Source organism: Alloalcanivorax marinus (genome assembly GCF_016906305.1).
Classification (GTDB): domain Bacteria; phylum Pseudomonadota; class Gammaproteobacteria; order Pseudomonadales; family Alcanivoracaceae; genus Alloalcanivorax; species Alloalcanivorax marinus.
The window spans coordinates 197,903-216,172 of sequence record NZ_JADDOL010000003.1 but is presented as its reverse complement, the minus strand read 5'-3'; the positions used below and the strand labels follow the sequence as shown (position 1 = coordinate 216,172).

At 68.2% G+C, this 18,270-nt stretch carries 18 protein-coding genes; 2 read left to right on the top strand and 16 right to left on the bottom strand.

Going from position 1 to position 18,270, the window contains the following annotated elements; all coding sequences use genetic code 11:
• Positions 1-43: 43 nt before the first annotated feature.
• Positions 44-889, bottom strand: a complete 846-nt coding sequence (locus IM760_RS04005) for an AraC family transcriptional regulator (RefSeq protein WP_204427235.1) — start codon at positions 887-889, stop codon at positions 44-46.
• A gap of 78 nt (positions 890-967) precedes the next feature.
• On the bottom strand, positions 968-1,873 hold the full coding sequence (locus IM760_RS04000) for a LysR family transcriptional regulator (protein WP_204427234.1): 906 nt from the start codon (positions 1,871-1,873) through the stop codon (positions 968-970).
• Positions 1,874-1,993: 120 nt separating this feature from the next.
• Here IM760_RS04000 and IM760_RS03995 point away from each other — a divergent pair, with 120 nt between their 5' ends.
• Positions 1,994-2,746, top strand: coding sequence for an SDR family NAD(P)-dependent oxidoreductase (locus IM760_RS03995; RefSeq protein ID WP_204427233.1), 753 nt, complete (start codon positions 1,994-1,996; stop codon positions 2,744-2,746).
• A 12-nt stretch (positions 2,747-2,758) separates the two neighbouring features.
• Here IM760_RS03995 and IM760_RS03990 read toward each other — a convergent pair whose 3' ends face one another.
• Positions 2,759-4,078 carry an MFS transporter gene (locus tag IM760_RS03990; RefSeq protein ID WP_204427232.1) on the bottom strand — a complete coding sequence of 440 codons (1,320 nt, stop codon included), beginning with the start codon at positions 4,076-4,078 and terminating at the stop codon, positions 2,759-2,761.
• Between the two features lie 2 nt (positions 4,079-4,080).
• Positions 4,081-5,004, bottom strand: a complete 924-nt coding sequence (locus IM760_RS03985; protein WP_204427231.1) for an aldo/keto reductase — start codon at positions 5,002-5,004, stop codon at positions 4,081-4,083.
• 151 nt (positions 5,005-5,155) lie between these two features.
• On the opposite strand from IM760_RS03985, the gene IM760_RS03980 reads away from it, so the two are divergent.
• On the top strand, positions 5,156-6,721 hold the full coding sequence (locus tag IM760_RS03980; protein WP_204427230.1) for an MFS transporter: 1,566 nt from the start codon (positions 5,156-5,158) through the stop codon (positions 6,719-6,721).
• Here the strand turns inward: IM760_RS03980 and IM760_RS03975 are convergent.
• The 12 genes from IM760_RS03975 to IM760_RS03920 form a co-directional block, all read right to left on the bottom strand.
• Entirely contained in the window at positions 6,670-7,665 is a 996-nt protein-coding gene (locus IM760_RS03975; RefSeq protein WP_204427229.1) for an ABC transporter substrate-binding protein, read from the bottom strand. The genes IM760_RS03980 and IM760_RS03975 overlap by 52 nt on opposite strands.
• Before the next feature lie 70 nt (positions 7,666-7,735).
• Positions 7,736-8,737, bottom strand: a complete 1,002-nt coding sequence (locus tag IM760_RS03970) for an ABC transporter substrate-binding protein (RefSeq protein ID WP_204427228.1) — start codon at positions 8,735-8,737, stop codon at positions 7,736-7,738.
• 26 nt (positions 8,738-8,763) lie between these two features.
• A complete protein-coding gene (locus IM760_RS03965; RefSeq protein WP_204427227.1) occupies positions 8,764-9,546 on the bottom strand; it encodes an ABC transporter ATP-binding protein in 783 nt (260 codons plus the stop codon).
• Complete coding sequence (locus IM760_RS03960; protein ID WP_204427226.1) at positions 9,543-10,286, bottom strand: ABC transporter permease subunit; 744 nt, start codon at positions 10,284-10,286, stop codon at positions 9,543-9,545. The genes IM760_RS03965 and IM760_RS03960 overlap by 4 nt, the downstream gene beginning before the upstream one ends.
• A 39-nt stretch (positions 10,287-10,325) precedes the next feature.
• The gene (locus IM760_RS03955) at positions 10,326-11,690 is read right to left on the bottom strand and encodes an amidohydrolase family protein (RefSeq protein ID WP_204427225.1); all 1,365 of its coding nucleotides are present in this window, start codon (positions 11,688-11,690) and stop codon (positions 10,326-10,328) included.
• Between the two features lie 20 nt (positions 11,691-11,710).
• On the bottom strand, positions 11,711-12,490 hold the full coding sequence (locus IM760_RS03950; RefSeq protein WP_204427224.1) for an IclR family transcriptional regulator: 780 nt from the start codon (positions 12,488-12,490) through the stop codon (positions 11,711-11,713).
• A gap of 223 nt (positions 12,491-12,713) precedes the next feature.
• Entirely contained in the window at positions 12,714-13,160 is a 447-nt protein-coding gene (locus IM760_RS03945) for a RidA family protein (protein ID WP_204427223.1), read from the bottom strand.
• Complete coding sequence (locus IM760_RS03940; protein ID WP_204427222.1) at positions 13,157-13,942, bottom strand: 2-keto-4-pentenoate hydratase; 786 nt, start codon at positions 13,940-13,942, stop codon at positions 13,157-13,159. The genes IM760_RS03945 and IM760_RS03940 overlap by 4 nt, the downstream gene beginning before the upstream one ends.
• The gene (gene dmpG / locus IM760_RS03935; protein ID WP_204427221.1) at positions 13,935-14,966 is read right to left on the bottom strand and encodes a 4-hydroxy-2-oxovalerate aldolase; all 1,032 of its coding nucleotides are present in this window, start codon (positions 14,964-14,966) and stop codon (positions 13,935-13,937) included. The genes IM760_RS03940 and dmpG overlap by 8 nt, the downstream gene beginning before the upstream one ends.
• 13 nt (positions 14,967-14,979) lie before the next feature.
• A complete protein-coding gene (locus IM760_RS03930) occupies positions 14,980-15,930 on the bottom strand; it encodes an acetaldehyde dehydrogenase (acetylating) (protein WP_204427220.1) in 951 nt (316 codons plus the stop codon).
• Positions 15,923-16,732 carry a 2-keto-4-pentenoate hydratase gene (gene mhpD / locus IM760_RS03925; protein ID WP_204427219.1) on the bottom strand — a complete coding sequence of 270 codons (810 nt, stop codon included), beginning with the start codon at positions 16,730-16,732 and terminating at the stop codon, positions 15,923-15,925. The genes IM760_RS03930 and mhpD overlap by 8 nt, the downstream gene beginning before the upstream one ends.
• Before the next feature lie 17 nt (positions 16,733-16,749).
• Positions 16,750-18,207, bottom strand: a complete 1,458-nt coding sequence (locus IM760_RS03920; protein WP_228234064.1) for a 2-hydroxymuconic semialdehyde dehydrogenase — start codon at positions 18,205-18,207, stop codon at positions 16,750-16,752.
• Between the last annotated feature and the right edge of the window lie 63 nt (positions 18,208-18,270).

The window sequence follows — 18,270 nt, the reverse complement described above, 5'->3', positions numbered from 1 at the left end:
CGGAGTGGCGAAAGGAATCGTCAGTCTGACGCCAACCCGCGCGTCAGTCTGGAAGCTTTGTGCGGCGTCGGTAATAGGCCGGGGTCATGGCGTAGGCGCGCCGGAACCAGCGCCCCAGATGGCTCTGGTCGGCGAAACCCACCGCCGCGGCCACCTCGGCGGGGCTGCCGCCGGCGGCCAGCAGACGGCGGGCGCGCACCAGCCGCAGCTGCACCAGATAGGCGTGGGGCGGCACCCCGAAGGCGGCCTTGAACGCGCGCGACAAGCGGAACCGGTCGACGCCGGCGGCGGCGGCCAGATGGTCCAGGCCGATGTCCTCGGCCAGGTGCGCGTGCAGATACTCGCGGGCGCGATGGGCGGCGGGCGCCGCCATCGGCAACCGCTCCGGCGCCGTGCGCCAGCGGGCGTGGTCGGTGAGCCGCGCCAGCAGCCGGTCCACGGCGGTCTGGCGCAGCATGCGCATCTCGCCGTCCTGCAATGCTTCGAATGCCTCGCCGATGGCGCGGGTGACACGGCGGTCGTCGCACAGGGTGGCGGCGAAACTCAGCTCGAAATGGGCGGGCACCTGTTCAAACAGCCGCGCCAGCTCGGCGCGCAGCCAGTGCGGGTCCAGGTACAGCAACCGATAGGTGAAGCCGCCGGGCGCCGGCCCCAGGCCGTCGTGGACCTGCCCCGGCTCCAGCAGCATGGCCCGCCCGGGCACGCTTTCGTGGCGCACCCGGCCCACATGAAAACGCTGTACTCCCTGCTCGGTGACGCCCACCGCGTAGGTGTCGTGCCAATGGGGGTCGTAGGCGTGGCCCTCGAAATGGGCACGAATGGTTTCGATGCCGGTGTCCCGGTCGCGGGCGAAACGGACCCAGTTTTCACTGTTGGATGACACGGACATGGACGAGTCTCCGGCTCGGAATCCGGAAGTCTACACCCGGGGGCCGGGCCGGTCTGGAACATTTGTGCGGCGCCGGGCTCAACGGGGCTCCAGGTAGGGCGTCATGATGCCCTGGATCCAGTCCATGAACACCGCCGTGCGGCGCGGCAGGTGGCGCCGTTGCGGGTACAGCAGGGTCACCGGCATCGGTTCCGGCCGCAGGTCCGGCAGAACCTCCACCAGGCGCCCCGCCTCCAGGTGCGCCCGCAGGCCGGCCTCCGGCGCCTGCACGATGCCCAGCCCGGCCAGGCAGGCGGCGTCGTAGCTTTCCGCGCTGTTGACGGTGAGCGCGCCGCCCATGGGCAGCGCCGCGAAGCCATCGCCGTGGGGATACTCGAAGCCGGGGGAGCGGCCGCCCAGGACAGGCACATAATGGATCAACCGGTGGCCGGCCAGATCCGCCAGGGTACGCGGGGTGCCATGGCGGGCCAGGTAGTCCGGGCTGGCCGCGTTGATGATGGCGAAGGCGCCCAGACCACGGGCGAACAGGCTCACATCGCCGGTTTCGCCCACCCGCATCACGCAATCAAAGCCTTCGCGCACCGGGTCCACGCGCCGGTCGGTGGCGCTCAGTTCCACTTCCAGCAAGGGGTGGGCGGCCAGGAATTCCGGCAAGCGCGGAATCACGAACTTGCGGGCGGTGCTGCTGGGCATGTCCACCCGCAGCCGGCCGGTGAGGGTTTCGCCGCCCACCTGGAACATGGAGGTCATTTCATCCAGGTCCGCCAGCAGGTCCTTGCCGCGCTCGTAAAAGGCCCGCCCTTCCGGGGTCGGACGCACCCGCCGGGTGGTGCGCTGCAGAAGCAGCACGCCCAGGCTCTCCTCCAGCCGCTTCACGGCGGTGGACACACTGGCCTTGGGCAAGCCCAGCTGATCGGCGGCGGCGGTAAAGCTGGCCAGCTCCGCCACCCGGGTGAACACGCGCAGATCCTGAAAACGGTCCATGGCCGGCCTCGCTGATTGTTCGCCATTTATGAACAGAGATTCCGGATTTAAGCGATTTATTGGGACAATCTCAACCAATAAAGTGGAGGCCATCCTCTTAACGCCCACAGGAGATAACCCATGACCATCGCATTGATCACCGGCGCCAGCCGTGGCCTGGGCCGCAGCGCGGCCCTGCATCTGGCCGACCAGGGCAGCGACCTGATTCTGACCTACCAAAGCAACCGGGAGGCCGCCGCCCGGGTGGTGGAGGCGATCCAGGCGAAGGGACGCCGCGCCGTGGCGCTGCCGCTGGACGTGGGCGACAGCGCCTCCTTCCCCGCCTTTGTGGAGCAGGTGCGCGCCGCTCTGGACGAGACCTGGCACACCGACCGGTTCGATCACCTGATCAACAACGCCGGCATCGGCATCAATACGTCGTTCGCGGACACCAGCGAAGCGCAGTTCGACACCCTGATGCGGATTCATCTGAAGGGGCCGTTCTTCCTGACCCAGCGGTTGCTGCCGCTGATCGCCGACGGCGGGCGCATCGTCAATATCTCCAGCGGGCTGGCACGCTTCTGCATGCCGGGCTTCGCCGCCTACGCCACCATGAAGGGCGGCGTCGAGGTGCTGACCCGTTATCTGGCCAAGGAGTTGGGAGAGCGCGGCATTGTCGTCAATACCCTGGCCCCGGGCGCCATCGAAACCGATTTCGGCGGCGGCGTGATCCGTGACAACCAGGAAGCCAACGCCCAGGTGGCCGGTGCCACCGCCCTCGGCCGCGTCGGCCTGCCGGACGACATCGGCGGCGCCATCGCCGCGCTGTTGTCACCGGGCAACGGCTGGGTCAACGGCCAGCGCATCGAGGTGGCCGGCGGCGTGTTTCTGTAAACCGGGCCCGATTCAGCCGGCGCGCTCTTCAAGACCTTCGCGGCGGCGCTCCGCCCGCCCCAGCAGCAAGCCGGTGCCGGCCCAGGCCAGGGCGATGCCGGCACCGATCAGCATGGCCAGGCCGGGCAGCTCGCCGAGCAGGTCGAGGCCGCGCTTCAGCCAGCCGCTGAGGGCGTCGCCGCCGCGATACACCACGGTGTCGATAAAGTTCTTGGCCTTGTACTTCTGCTCCGGCGGCACCGAGGTATAAAGCATCTCGCGGCCGGGTCGCACCAGCGCGTATTCGCCGGCGCGGCGCGCCACCATGATGACCACGAACACGGAAAACACCGGCGACAGCGCCAGCCACACGAAACCGGCGGCGATCAGCAGCGGCACCGCGGTCAGCAACACGCCGATGCCCAGCCGCTGGGCGATGCGACCGGTCAGAAACAGCTGCGTCAGAATGGCGAGAAACTGCACCACCGTATCGATCAGGCCGAACACCTGGGTCTGGCGGGTGGGGTCCGGAAAGGTCTCCGCCACCAGCCGCGCCTGCTCGAAATAAAGAAAGGTACTGACGCTGGCGAGCAGCACCACGAACAGGGCGATGCCCATCAGAAACGGCGTGCGCAGCACTTCCAGGGCGCCATCGAAGGGGTTGCCGCCCAGCGCGCGGCCCCGTTCCGCCCGGGCCGGTTCCGCCTCGTCGTTCAGCGGATGCCGGTCGCGCCAGCGGTACAGCCACAGGCCGGCGAACGCGCTGCCGGCCAGCAGCAGAGCGGCCAGCAGCACCAGGCCGGCGTGGCCCGCCGGCGCCACCAGCAGGGTACCCAGCCCCGGCCCCACCAGGCCGCCCAGGCTGGCGCCGCCGGCCATCATGCCGAACAGCCGCTTGCCCTGGGCGATGCTGAACACGTCCGCCAGCACGCTCCAGGCCAGGGACACCACCACCAGGTTGAACACCGACAGCCAGATGTAGAAGGTGCGCGCCACCCAGACGTTGTCGGTGGAGCCGGCGAACAGGGCCGCGAACAGCAGCAGATTGACCACGAAGAACCCGTAGGCGGCGGGCAGGATGCGCCGCCGCGCCACCCGGGAGGCCAGCCAGCCGAACAGGGGCAGCACCGCCAGGGTGGCCAGAAAGGTGCCGGTGAACAGCCACTGCAGATTGTCCACGCCGCCGGCCACGCCCATGGTCTCGCGCACCGGGCGCAGCATGAAATAGCCGGTGAACAGCAGAAAGAACAGCGCCAGCCCGGCCAGCACCGCCGGCGCTTCCTCCAGCCGCAGGTTGAACAACCGCGCCGCCAGGCGCGGCAGCGGATGCGCGTCGCCGTCCTCGCCCGCCACCGTTACCAGTCCATGGCCATCAGTTCACGCTGCCGGGCCTCGCTGAGCAGGTCGCCACGGCCGGCATTGAGGTTGTCGCGCTGGTGCTTCGGTTTGCTGGTGGCGGGAATCACCGCGGTCACCGCCGGGTGGCTGAGGGCGAACTTGAGGAACAGCTGCGCCCAGCTCTCCGCGCCCACCTCGGCGGCCCAGCCCGGCAACGGGCGGCCTTTTACCGTGGAGAACAGGGAACCATCGTCGAAGGCCCGGTTGATCAGCACCGCCACGCCCTTGTCCCGGGCCAGCGGCAGCACCTCCTTGGCGGCCTCCGGCGCGTTCACCGAATAGTTGATCTGGATGAAATCCAGCGGCTCGCGGCGCAGAATCGCGGCCATCTCGTCCAGGCCCCGTTCCAGGTAGTGGGTGACGCCCACGTATTTCGTCTTGCCCTGCTCCTTCAATTCCCGGGCAAAGGGCAGCTGGGTTTTCCAGTCGCGCAGGTTGTGCACCTGCAGCAGCTCCACATGGTCGGTGCGCAGCGCTTCCAACGATTGTGCCCACTGTCGTTCGGCGGCGGCGCGGCTGTCGGCGGCGATCTTGGTGGCCAGGAAGCACCGGTCCCGCCAGCCGCCTTCTTCCAGCAAGGCGCCCAGCACCCGGTCCGCGCCGCCGTAGTTGGGGCTGGTGTCGAACACGGTGGCGCCGCTGTCGAAAAAGATCGTCATCGCTTCCTTGAGCCGGCGGTACTTGTCGGAGCCGATCTCCGCCACGAAGCTGCCGGAGGTGCCCGCGCCGATCACCGGCAAGGTTTCGCCGGTGGCGGGAATCGCCCGGGTACGCAGGGCGCCGGACCCGCCGACGGCCGCCCGGGCCGTGCCCCGCAGTGCCAGCGCCAGACCGGCGCCGCCCCACAGAGCGCCATTGAGAAAATCACGCCGTGAAACCATGCTGCCCTCCTTTCCCTGTCGGGGATGTCCATCTTGTCGTTATCGCGTCACAGGATTGACCGCGATTTGGCGTAGAATGCTTCGCCCCGTGGTCACAGTGGCCCCACGCCCGTGTTTTTATCGTGATCACCCTTCAGCAGGAGCTTTTTTGATGACCCGCCCTCAGCCCGCCCCCGCCGGCCGCCGTGAATGGCTGGGCCTGGCGGTCCTGATGCTGCCCACCGTGCTGCTGGCACTGGATATGACGGTGCTGCATCTGGCGGCGCCCCACCTCAGCGCGGATCTGCGGCCCAGCAGTTCCCAGTTGCTGTGGATCCTGGACATCTACGGTTTCATGATCGCCGGCTTCCTGGTCACCATGGGCACCCTGGGTGATCGCATCGGCCGCCGCCGGCTGCTGCTGGGCGGCGCCACCGCCTTCGGCCTGGCCTCGGTGATGGCGGCGTTCGCGCCCAGCGCGGAAACCCTGATCCTGGCCCGGGCCCTGCTGGGCGTGGCCGGCGCCACCCTGATGCCCTCCACCCTGTCGTTGTTGCGCAACATGTTCCAGGTGGACAGCGAACGGACCCTGGCGATCACCGTCTGGATGACCGGCTTTATCGTCGGCAGCGCCATCGGCCCGCTGGTGGGCGGTGCCCTGCTGGAGTTTTTCTGGTGGGGGTCGGTGTTCCTGCTCGGCGTGCCGGTGATGGCCCTGCTGCTGCTCACCGGGCCCTGGCTGCTGCCGGAATTTCGCGACCGGGACGCCGGCGGTCAGGACTGGACCAGCGCCCTGCTGTCGGTGGCCACGGTGCTGGCGCTGATCTTCGGCCTCAAGGATCTGGCCCGCGACGGCCCGGGCCTGTTGCCGCTGGCGGCGATTCTCGCCGGCCTGCTGATCGGCGCCCTGTTCGTGCGCCGCCAGCGGCGGCTGGCCACGCCCATGTTCGATCTGGGCCTGTTCGCCAACCGGGATTTCAGCACCTCCGTGGGCGCCATGATGCTGTCCATCCTGGCGCTCTCCGGGGCCTGGCTGATGGTCTTTCAATACCTGCAGGGGGTGCTCGGCCTGTCGCCGTTGCACGCCGGCCTGACCATGCTGCCACCGGCGGTGCTGCAAACCGCTCTGTCGTTACTGATCCCGCGTCTGACCCGCTATCTGCCCCGCTGGCAACTGGTCAGCGGCGGCCTGGGGCTGGCGGTGTTCGGCTTTCTGGCCATGGTCGGCGTCAACAGTCTGGACGATCTGTGGCTGCTGATCACCGGCATGACGGTGATGGGGCTGGGGGTGATGCCGATGATGATTCTCGGCACCGATATGGTGGTGGGCGCGGCGCCGCCGGAGAAGGCCGGCGCCGCTTCGGCCACCTCGGAGACCGCCACCGAACTGGGCATGGCCCTGGGGGTGGCGGTGATCGGCAGCCTGGGGGCGGCGGTCTACCGCCACCACATGCTGACCCGCCTGCCCGAGGGGCTGAGCCCGGACCAGGCGCTGGCCGCCGGCGACACCCTGGGCGGGGCCGTGGGCGCCAGCGCCGCCTTGCCGCCGGCCCTGGCCGAGCCGTTGATGGCCGCCGCCCGGACGGCCTTCAACGCGGCCCTGCACACCAACGCGGCGGTGGGCGCGGCGATCATCGCCGCCACCGCCCTGCTCACCGCCTGGCGGCTACGGCCAAGGCGGGACGATCAGGGCACGAAGCGGGTGGAGAAGGCGTCGTCCGGCAGCTCGTCCAGATAGCCCTTGTCCATCACCCGGTTGGCGCGCTCCGCGAACGCCTTGAGGCCGTCGATGTACTTGTCGTTCCAGGTGGTGGCGTAATCCCGGGTGACCCGCTCGGCGAGCATGTCGATGCCGGCCTGGTCGAGGCCCAGTTTTTCGCCGTAGGCCTGGAACACCTTCGGATGGCTCTTCACGTAGTCCACCGCTTCCACCCAGCCCTTCAGGAAGCCGGCCAGGGCTTCCGGGTGGGCCTCGGCGAACTCGTCGTTGGTGGCCAGGGAAATCCACAGGAAATCGTCGCCGGTCTTCTCCTTATAGATGTCCCCCAGGTTGCCGATGCTGCGGTATTTGCCGGAGGCGATGGCCTTGGTGGCGAGCGGATCGAACAGCAGCCCGGCCTCGATATCACCGCTGTCCAGCAGCGTGGGGATGATGCCCGGGCCCACGTATTGCAGATTGCCGTCCTTGGCCGGATCGAACTCATAGAAGTCGTTGAGCACCACCCGCAGCAGCACCGTGGCGGTGCCGGCGGCGCCGGCGTAGGAGGCCACCCGCTTGCCTTTCAGGTCTTCCAGGGTCTGGATATCGGAATCGGCGGGCACCAGCACGTCCAGGCTGGTGCCACGACCCACCGGGAAGATGTTGAACACCGGGAAACCCTGAGCCCGGAACTGGGCGAAGCCGGTCCAGCCGCCGAAGCCCACGTCCACCTGCTTGCCACGGATGGCGTTGAACAGGCCGTCCAGCGTCGGGTAGCCCTGGTACTTCAGGTCCACGCCGTACTTATGGTCGAACTCCTGGTCGATCATCACGTGCGAGGCGATGCCGTTGAGCGACTGCGCCATGTCACCGATACGAATCTCGGTGTCCGCGGCCCGCGCGCTCAGCGCCAGCGCGCACAGTGTCACCACCAGCAGCGGCGCCCCCAGCAGAGATTTTTTCATCAAACCTTGAACGTTCATGGAACTCTCCTCCCAGCTTTGTCGTTATGTCATTAAACCCATTGAATAGTGTTTCGGCGGCGGCGGGCCGTTATTGAGCCGGCACGAACCGGGTGCTGAAGGCCTCCTCGGGGACCGTCTCCAGATAGCCCTTGCCCATGACCCGCCGGGCCCGCTCCGCGAATCCCATCAGGCCGTCGATATAGCGGCGGTTCCAGGGCGAGGTGTCGTAGTCGAGCAGGGCCCGCTTCGCCAGCAGTTCCACGCCCGCCGCGTCCAGCCCCATCTGTTCGCCGAACGCTTCGAACACCTCCGGATGCGCGCGCACATAGGCCAGCGCCTCCGTCCAGGCCTGCAAGAAACCGGCCATGGCGTCGGCGTGACGGTCCGCGAATTCGTCATTGGTGATCATGGCGATCCACAGGAAGTCGTCGCCGGTGCGGGCTTTGTAGAGTTCGCCCAGATTGCCGATGCTGCGGAATTTTCCGGAGGCAATGGCCTTGGCGGCCATCGGGTCGAACAGCAGACCGGCGGCCACATCGCCGCTTTCCAGCAGACCGGGGATGACGCCGGGACCGGCGTATTGCAGATCACCGGTCCCGGCGGGGTCGAAGCCGTAGAAATCGTTGAGCAGCACTCTCAACAGCACCGTGCCGGTGCCCGCCGCGCCGGCGAAGGACACGATGCGCTTGCCCTTCAGGTCTTCCAGGTTGCGCAGCTCGGAGTCCACCGGCACCAGCACATCCAGGGTGGCGCCGCGCCCCACCGGATACACGTTCAGCACCGGATAGCCCTGGGCCCGGAACTGGGCGAAGGCGGTCCAGCCGCCGAACCCCACGTCCACCTGCTTGCCGCGCACCGCATTGAACAGGCCCTCGATGGTCGGATAGGCCTGGCGGTCCACCCGGATGCCGTGCTTTTTATCCAGGCCCTGGTCGACGATCACCTGGTAGACCACGGTGATCAGCGACTGTGGCATATCGCCCATGCGGACTTCCGGTACCTCGGCCCGGGCGGTGATCGCCAGCGCGCCGATCAGCAAGCCGACCAGCGCCCCCCGTATTCCGTATCCCCGCTTCGTTGTCGTGCTCATGGTGTGCTCCTTTCTCGTTGTTGTTGTTAGTGGCGATCCCGCTCCGCCGCCTCGGCGGCCTCGATAAAGGTGGCGGAAACGGTCTTGCCGACCTGAAACAGGGCGGCGTCGTCGTAGTCCCGGGGGCGCGGCACCTGCACGGTGATCTGATCGCGGATGCCGCCCCGCGACAGCACCACCACCCGGTCGCCCAGAAAGGTGGCTTCGTAGCTGTTGTGGGTGATGAACAGAATGGTCTTGCCGGTTTCGCGCCAGATATCGAGCAGATCCACCCGCAACCGCCGGGCGGTGAGTTCGTCCAGCCCACTGAACGGTTCATCCATGAACAGCACGTCCGGCTCGATGGCCAGGGCCCGCACCAGCGACAGCCGCTGGGCCATGCCGCCGGACAGTTGATGGGGGTAATAGTGACGGAACGCCTGCAGGCCGGTCAGCGCGAAGTAACGGTCCTTGATCGCCGCCCAGCGTGCCCGGGGCACCCGGGAGTTTTCCAGGGCGAAGTCCACATTGCGTTCGGCGGTGAGCCAGGGCAGCAGGCGCGGCTCCTGGAACAGATAGCCGATGGTCACCGGCGGCTTGCCACCGGGGGCCATGGGCTGGCCGCCGAAGCGCACGCTGCCCCGGTAGTCGCCGTCCAGGCCGGAGAGAATATTGAGCAGGGTGGATTTGCCGCAGCCCGACGGGCCCAGCAGGCAGACGAATTCGCCGTCCGCCACGGTCAGATCCAGGCCGTCGAGCACCCGCTGCCCGGGAAACTCCTTGATCAGCCCTTCCACCCGAATGCCGTTGTCGGTCGCTTCTCGGCTCACAGCCTCACCTCCGGACGCCAGGCGAACAGCCGGCGCTCAAGCCGTTGCAGGATCACCAGTTCGATAAACAGCATCACCAGCGTGAACAGCAGGGTCCAGGCCAGCACCTGCCCCATGTCCGCCAGCTGATACCAGTAGAAAAGCTGGAAGCCGACGCCGTCCGGCCGCCCCAGCAGCTCCACCAGCACCGTGATCTTCCACACGATGCCCAGGCCGAAACGCAGGGAAGCCATGATGTAGGGCAGCACCTGGGGGAACAGCACCCGGCGCACGACCACCCAGCGCGAAGCGTTGAACACCCGCGCCATCTTGAACAGGCGGGTGTCGATGTTCTTGACCCCTTCCCACAGATTGATGGCGATGGAGGGGGCCGAGGTGAGCCCGATGGCGACGATGGCGGCGGTTTCGTTGAGGCCGATCCAGATAAAGGCCAGGATCGCATAGCACAGGCTGGGCACGGTCAGTGCCACCATCACCCACACGTCCAGGGTTTTCTCGGCGAACCGGTTGAGCCCCATGACGATGCCCACCGGCACCCCCACGGCCATGGCCAGCGCCAGACCGCCCAGCACCCGGCCGAGGGTGGCCAGCAGATGTTCGTGCACCTGACCGTCGACCACGTTTTCGGTGAGTACCTTCAAGGTTTCCCAGGGGCCCGGCAGCACCGTATCCGGCAGCAGCAAGGACAACCCGAACCAGGCCGCCACCACGGCCAGCATCGATCCCAGTTTTAACAGCACAGCGTTTTTCCTTGTTATCGTTGGCGCCGCCGGCCGGCCTCAACCGGGCAGCGCGATCCCCGCCTCCCGGGCACAGCGGCGGGCCAGCCGTCCGGCCTGCTCCAGCAGGGCCGACTCATCCAGGAACAGAGCGCGCCGGTTTTCGATCAGCAGGCGGCCATCCACCATCACGTCGCGCACATCGGTGCCACCGGCGCTGTACACCAGCGCGGCCCTGACATCCAGGGTCGGCGCCAGGTGCGGCTGGTGCAGGTCGAGGGTGATGATGTCCGCCTTCAAGCCCGGCGCCAGGCTACCCACCTGCCCCTCGCGGCCAATGGCCAGGGCCCCCTCGGAGGTGGCCATGCGCAGCGCGCGGGCCGCGTCCAGGGCGTCCGGGTCCCCTTTGGCGGTCTTGGCCGTGGCGCAGGCGTATTTCATGCTCTCGAACAGGTCCTGGCCGCAGTTGGCGGCGGGCCCGTTGGTGGCCAATCCACAGGTGACACCGGCCTCCAGGAACGGATGAATCGGCGGGAAGCCGGTGCCCCAGAACAGCCGGGTGGGCGGGTCCAGCAACACGCGGGTGTCGCTCTCGGCGAGCAACCTGACCTCGTCGGGCGAGATGTCGTACACCGCGGCCAGTTGCACGTCGGGGCCCAGGCAGCCGGTTTCGGCGAGCAGTTCCACCTGGCGGATGTCGCGCCCGAAATGCCGGGCAATCAGGGCGTGGAACTCCTTGGTCTCGGCGCCGTGCATGTGCAGGGTGATGCCCAGGTCGTCCGCCAGGGCCCGGGTCTGACGGAACATGGCCTCGTCCATGCACCAGGGCAGCAGCGGACCGGTGGCCAGACGCAGCCGGTCGTTGTCGGCACCGTGCCAGTCGTGGGCCAGGTCGGTGATGCGTCGCGCCTGCAGGTCCAGGCTTTCCGTGTAGCTGGGCCGGAAATTGCGCCCGAGAAACCCGGGCGCCAGGGTGGCGCGCACCCCGGCGTCGCGCATCGCCTGCAGCACCGCGTGCTCCGGCGTGTAGCCGGGCGGGTGTGGCGCCACCAGATTTTCCACCAGGGTGGTGTTGCCGTTCTTGAGGTTTTCCAGACAGCCCAACAGCTGCGCCACGTACATGGCTTCTTCGTCGAACGCTTCGATGATCGGCAACTGCTGATCGAGCCACTGCATCAGTCGCTTTTCCGGGCCCAGAGTCCGGCCGAACACCATGCTCAGATGGGTGTGGCCGTTGACCAGCCCGGGCATCACCAGCTTGCCGCCGACATCCAGGGTCCGATCCACGGGCCCCGCTGGCAGACCGTCGCGGGGCCCCACGTAGTCGATCCGGTCGTCACGCACCAGCACGCAGCCGTCCTGGTAGTCGTTGCCGTCCGCATCCAGCGTCAGGACCCGGCCCCCTTCAAACAATGTGGTGGTCATTCATCCCCCTGAGGGTCGATCTAGAACAAATCCCGGGGCTTGGCGCGATCCCACTCCCGGACAATGCGGGCGGCGGCGATGCGCAGATGGTCGAGCAGACCGTCCTCCGGGTGCCGGGCGCGCTCCCCCACGGAGGCCACCGCCACCACGCCCAGCAGATTGTGGTCGGAGCCGATAATGGGCACCGCCACGCTGACCACGCTGGTTTCCAGCTCGCCGGCGCTGGTGGCGTAGCCACGCTCACGGATTTCCGCGAGTTCGCGCTCCAGGTCCTCCGCCGTACGGGGAAACTCGTCCTCCGGCAGCGTGCGGCAGTAATCCAGTACGTCGCGAATGTCGGCGTCGCTCATATGGGCCAGATGCACCTTGGCCGAGGCCCCCCGGTACAGGGGCGTGTTGGCGGCGGGGCCGAGCCCCACTCTTACCGCTCTCGGCCCGTCCTGGAAGCGCACGCACAGCACCCGGTCGCCGGCGCGGTGGGTAATCATGGCACTCTCGCCGGTGATGCCGGCCAGTTCGCGCAGGATCGGCGCGGCGATTTCGGACATGTCGCGGCCGTATTCCTCGGTGAGCGACACCAGGCGCACGAAGCCGGGGCTGAGCACGAACTCGCCGCTGCGCGCCATGGCGGTGATCAGGCCGCGCCGGCGCAGGCTGTGCAGGTAACGGTAGGCGGAGCTGCGCGACAGACCGAAGCGCCGTTCGATCTCCCTGCGCGTCACCACCCGGCCGTGGCCGGCGAACATCAGCATGATGTCCAGGATCCGGTCCAGCGAGGAGGCGTTGTCGTTGTTGTTCATTGTTGTGTTCCGGAAAGTGGGTCGGGCTGAAAACTCAAGCCGTCGGGACCGGCCGGGCGGTCAGGACAACCCGGACGCCGGCGCACCGACCGTCCCACCATTTAAAACTCCCTGGCTCGCGGTTTCCATACCCGCGGGGCGCAAATGTGTGAAGAGGGGTCCGGAAAACGAAGGCGGGCGGAGCGCGACGGCGCTCCGCGAAGAGGGGAAGGAGAGGAGAGCGTCAGCGGGGCAGCGGCTTGTAGGCCACCGCCTTCATTTCCACCAGCAACAAAGGATGGGGCAATTGGTGGACCGCCACGGTGGTGCGGGTGGGGCCGTCGCCGTCGAAATACTCGCCCCAGACCCGGTTGAAACCGCCGAAGTCGTTCATATTGACCAGGAAGCAGCTCACCTCCACCAGGTCCTCCAGGCCGGCGTCGACGCTGTTCAGGATGTCGGCGATGTTGTCGATCACCGCCCGGGTCTGGGCCTCGATGTCCAGGCGGGTAACGCCCATTTCGTCCACCTCCGCGCCCACGAAGCTGTTGTCCGGGCGGCGCGAGCTGGTGCCGGAGACGAACAGGAAGTCGCCGGCCCGCTTCACATGGGGGAAGCGGCCCCGGGGTTTGGCCTTGTGGGCCAGGGTCTTGCTCTGGGACGCGGAAGCGTCCCGGGGCTGCTCACTCATGACGCGCCTCCCGGGCCGGCCACATGGAACTCGGCGCCGCCCAGGTACTGCACCCGCAGATCCACGTGCTGGCCGGGTCGCAGCGCCTCGGCGGCGGTGGCGGCGCCGGCCAGCACCACGTCGCCGGGCTGCAGGCTCATGCCCGCCTCCGCCACCAGCCGGGCGGCGGCCACCAGGGCGCGCAGCGGGTGGCCAAGAATGGCGGCGGAGGAACCGACCTGACGTACCTCGCCGTCCAGGCTCATGACCATGCCCAGGTTGGCGATGTCCAGGTCGGCGCGGCGCCAGGCGCCGATCACCAGCCCGGAGGACGAGGCGTTGTCGGCGATCACGCTGGGCAGGTCGAATTTGAAGTCCCGGTAGCGGGAATCGATGATCTCCATGGCCGGCGCCACCGCGCCGATGGCCGCCTGGGCCTGGGGCAGGGTCACCCGCCCGGCCAGGGGTTTGTCGATCAGAAAGGCCAGCTCCGGTTCCACCCGCGGGTGCACATAGGCGGCCAGGTCGATTTCGCCGCCCTCCTCCACCAGCATGGCGTCGGTGAGCCGCCCCCAGATCAGGTCTTCCACGCCCATCTGTACCATCTTGGCGCGGCTGGTGAAGCCCAGCTTGATGCCGATGGGCGCCTCGCCGCGCTGGACGCGGCGCGCCACCGAGGCGGCCTGCACCGCGTAGGCGTCCTCCACGGTCAGGCTGCCGGTGGCGAACTGGTCGATGGCGCGGGCCTGGCGGGCGGCGTCGTCGACCCGCTCGGCCAGGGTCTGGATATCCGTTTCAGACATGGTCGGTCTCCGGTTGGCGATGTTTGAGCATGTCCAGGGCCACGTCGACGATCATGTCTTCCTGGCCACCGACCATGCGGCGGCGGCCCAGTTCGACCAGGATGTCCACGGTCTTCAGGCCATAACGGGCAGCGGCGTTCTCGGCGTGGCGCAGGAAGCTGGAGTACACGCCGGCGTAGCCAAGCGCCAGGGTTTCCCGGTCCACCCGTACCGGCCGGTCCTGCAGCGGCCGCACGATGTCGTCGGCGGCGTCCATCAGGGTGTACAGATCGCAGCCGTGGTCCCAGCCCAGGCGGTCGGCGGCGGCGATGAACACTTCCAGGGGCGCGTTGCCGGCGCCGGCGCCCATGCCCGCCAGACTGGCGTCGATGCGGTCACAGCCCTCCTCCACGGCGACGATGGAGTTGGCCACGCCCAGGCTGAGATTGTGGTGGGCGTGCATGCCGGTGCCGGTCTCCGGCTTGAGCACGTCCTTGAAGGCACGGAAGCGGTCGCGCACGTCGTTCATGGTGAGCGCGCCGCCGGAGTCCACCACATACACCGTGGTGGCGCCGTAGTCCTCCATCAGCTTGGCCTGGCGGGCCAGTTCCGCCGGCGTGGTCATGTGGCTCATCATCAGGAAGCCCACCGTGTCCATGCCCAGTTCCCGGGCCAGCTCGATGTGCTGTTTGGAGACATCCGCCTCGGTGCAATGGGTGGCCACGCGCACCACGGAGGCGCCGGCGGCGTGGGCGTCGCGCAGGTCCCGGACAGTACCGATGCCCGGCAGCAGCAGGGTCGCCACCTTGGCGTGGCGGACCGTATCCGCCACCGCCTCGATCCATTCCAGGTCGGTGTGGGCGCCGAAGCCGTAGTTGAACGAGGAGCCCCGCAGACCGTCGCCGTGGGCCACCTCGATGGAGTCCACCCTGGCCCGGTCGAGGGCGGCGGCGATGCGCCTCACGTCGTCCACGCTGTATTGGTGGCGAATGGCGTGGGAGCCGTCACGCAGGGTGACGTCGGAAATATAGAGTTTCGCTGTCATTGTCGTTTCCCCCTCAAGCCTGGGCCGGCGCGCCGGTCAACCGGGACGCCATCCGTTCGCCGGTGGCCAGCGCCGCCGAGGTCATGATGTCCAGGTTGCCGGCGAAGGCCGGCAGGTAATGGGCCGCGCCTTCCACTTCCAGGAACACGGAAATCTTCATGCCCGCGCGGGCGCCTTCCCCGGGCATGTACAGCGGCTCGTCCTCGCCGTAATGCTCGAACTGCACGTCCTGCTTGAGCCGGTAACCGGGGACGTAGGCGTTGACCTTCTCGACCATGGCCTCGATGGCGGCACGGATCGGCTCCGGATCGGAGGGCTCGCAGAACACATAGACGGTATCGCGCATCAACAGCGGCGGCTCCGCCGGGTTGAGCACGATGATCGCCTTGCCCTTCTCGGCGCCGCCCACTTTCTCCAGGGCCAGGGACGTGGTTTCGGTGAACTCATCGATGTTGGCGCGGGTGCCGGGGCCGGCGGACTTGCTGGAGATCGAGGCGACGATTTCCGCGTAGTGCACCTTGGCCAGGCCCGACACCGCATGGACGATGGGAATGGTGGCCTGGCCACCGCAGGTCACCATGTTCACGTTGAGCGCGTCCAGGTGCTCGTCCAGGTTGGCCACCGGCACGCAGTAGGGGCCGATCGCCGCCGGTGTCAGATCGATCACCCGCAGGTCGGGGCGCGCGGCGCGCAGGACTTTCTCGTTGTGGTGATGGGCGGCGGCGGAGGTGGCGTCGAACACCAGACCGATCCGCTCGAACACCGGCAGCTCGATCAGGCCCTCCACGCCGGTGGCGCAGGCGGTCACGCCGAGACGCTCGGCGCGGGCCAGGCCGTCGGACGCCGGGTCGATGCCCACCAGCGCGGCCATTTCCAGCTGCTCGCCGTGGCGCAGCACCTTGATCATCAGATCGGTGCCGATGTTACCGGAACCGATGATCGCCACTTTGATTTTGTCAGTCATCGTCGTTCTCCTTCGCGAAGCCCACCGACACCGACCCCAGGCCCTCGATACAGGCGCGGAAGCGGTCGCCGGGGCGGGCCGCCACCATCGGCCCCAGGGCGCCGGTAAGAATCAGGTCGCCGGCGCGCAGGGGGCGGCGCGCCCGGGCCAGGGTATTGGCCAGCCACAGCGCCGCATTGAGCGGGTTGCCCAGGCAGGCGGCACCGGCGCCCACCGACACCGGCTCGCCCCGGCGGGTAAGGTTCATGCCGCACAGGCTCAGGTCCACCTCGCGCAGGGAACGCGGCGTGGTGCCCAGCACATAGGCGCCGCAGGAGGCGTTGTCGGCCACCGTGTCGGCGATGGTGATGTCCCAGTCGGCGATGCGGCTGCCCACCACTTCCAGGGCCGGCAGCACGTAGTCGGTGGCGCCGATCAGGTCCGCCAGGGTGATCTGGTCGTGGCTCAGGTCCCGGGCCAGCACCAGCGCCACCTCCGCTTCCACCTTGGGCTGCAGCACCTGGCCCCAGGGAATCAGGCCGCCGTCGGCCACCGCCATATCGGCGAACAGCAGGCCGTAGTCGGGCTGGTCCACGCCCAGCTGTTGCTGCACCACCCGGGCGGTAAGACCGATCTTGCCGCCCACCACCCGGCGGCCGCGGCTCTCCCAGTAGCGGCTGTTGATGTCCTGAACCCGGTAGGCACTGTCCAGGTCGTCGGCGTCGATCAGGTCGCGCACCGGCGAGCAGGGTTGTCCGGTCTCGTGGGCGGCCCGCAGCCGCTGAGCGGCGCGGGCCAGGGTTTCGGTAATCGTCGTTTGCATGGCAACGCCTCCCGGCTTCATTGCGACATCTGCACGCAGACGTTCTTCAGTTCGGAATAGAAATCCAGCGAATGGCGGCCGCCCTCGCGCCCCAGCCCGGACAGCTTCATGCCGCCGAAGGGGGTGCGCAGATCCCGCAGGAACCAGGTGTTCAGCCACACCAGCCCGGCGTCGATCTCCGCCGCCAGCCGGTGGCCGCGATCCAGGTTGCTGGTCCAGAGAGCGCTGGCCAGGCCGTACCGGCTGTCGTTGGCCAGTTCCACGGCCTGCTCCTCGGTGTCGAAGGGCATCACGTGGCAGACCGGGCCGAACACTTCTTCCTGCAGACAGCGGGCGGACTGATCCAGGCCGGTCCAGATGGTCGGCTCCACATAGCAGCCGTTGTCGAGCTTGCCGCCCAGCGTCGGCACGCCGCCGCCGGTGACCACGGTGGCGCCCTCCTCCCGGGCCAGCGCGTAATAGGACAGCACCTTGTCGCGGTGCTGACGGGAAATCAGCGGCCCCAGGGTGGTCTCCGGGTCCAGCGGGTCGCCGGGGCGCAGGGCCCGGGCCTGCTCCGCCAGCGCCGCCACGAAGCGCTCGAAAATGGGCCGCTCCACGTAGACGCGTTCGGTGCACAGACACACCTGGCCGGTATTGAGAAAACTGGAACGGGCCACGCCGGCCACCGCCTTGTCGAAGTCGGCGTCGGCGAACACCAGGGCGGCGTTCTTGCCACCCAGCTCGAACGACACCGGCCGCACCTTGTCGGCCACGTTGCGCATGATGGTGGCGCCGGTCTTCGACTCACCGGTGAAGGTGATGCCGTCCACATCCGGGTGATCGACGATGGCGGCGCCGGCGGAGCCCGGCCCGAAGCCGTGCACCAGATTGAACACGCCGGCGGGCAGGCCCACCTCGTCCATCACCTCCGCCAGCAACGTGGCGGTGCCCGGGGTTTCCTCGGAGGGCTTGGCCACCACCACGTTGCCGCAGGCCAGGGCCGGCGCCACCTTCCAGGTAAACAGCAGCAGCGGCAGGTTCCAGGGGGAGATGATGCCCACCACGCCGAGCGGCTGGCGCAGGGAATAGTTCAGCGCCCGCCCTTCCGGGGTGGGCGTTTCGTACACCTCGCCGCCGCTCATGCGGATCATGGCGGCGAAGGCGCGGAAGTTGGCGGCGCCCCGGGGAATGTCCACCCGCGACGCCACGGACACCGGCTTGCCGGTGTCGGCCACTTCCGCGGCCAGAAAATCGTCGGCGCGCCGTTCGATCACGGCGGCGATGCGCTCCAGGTACTGGGCGCGCTGTTCGGCGCTGGTGCGCCGCCAGGCGGGCAGCGCGGCGCGACCGGCGCGCACCGCCTGGTCGACCAGTTCGGCGTCGGCCTCGTGGACCCGTGCCACCGGCTCGCCGTTGGCCGGGTTCAGATCCTCGAAGGTCTTCGCGGACTCGACGAACCGGCCATTGATGTAGTTACGGTACTCGGAAACCAATTGCGCACTCCTGAAGAAGGCGAGGATCGCGTCGAAAAAAAGGCGCGGCCCGCGGGCCGCGCG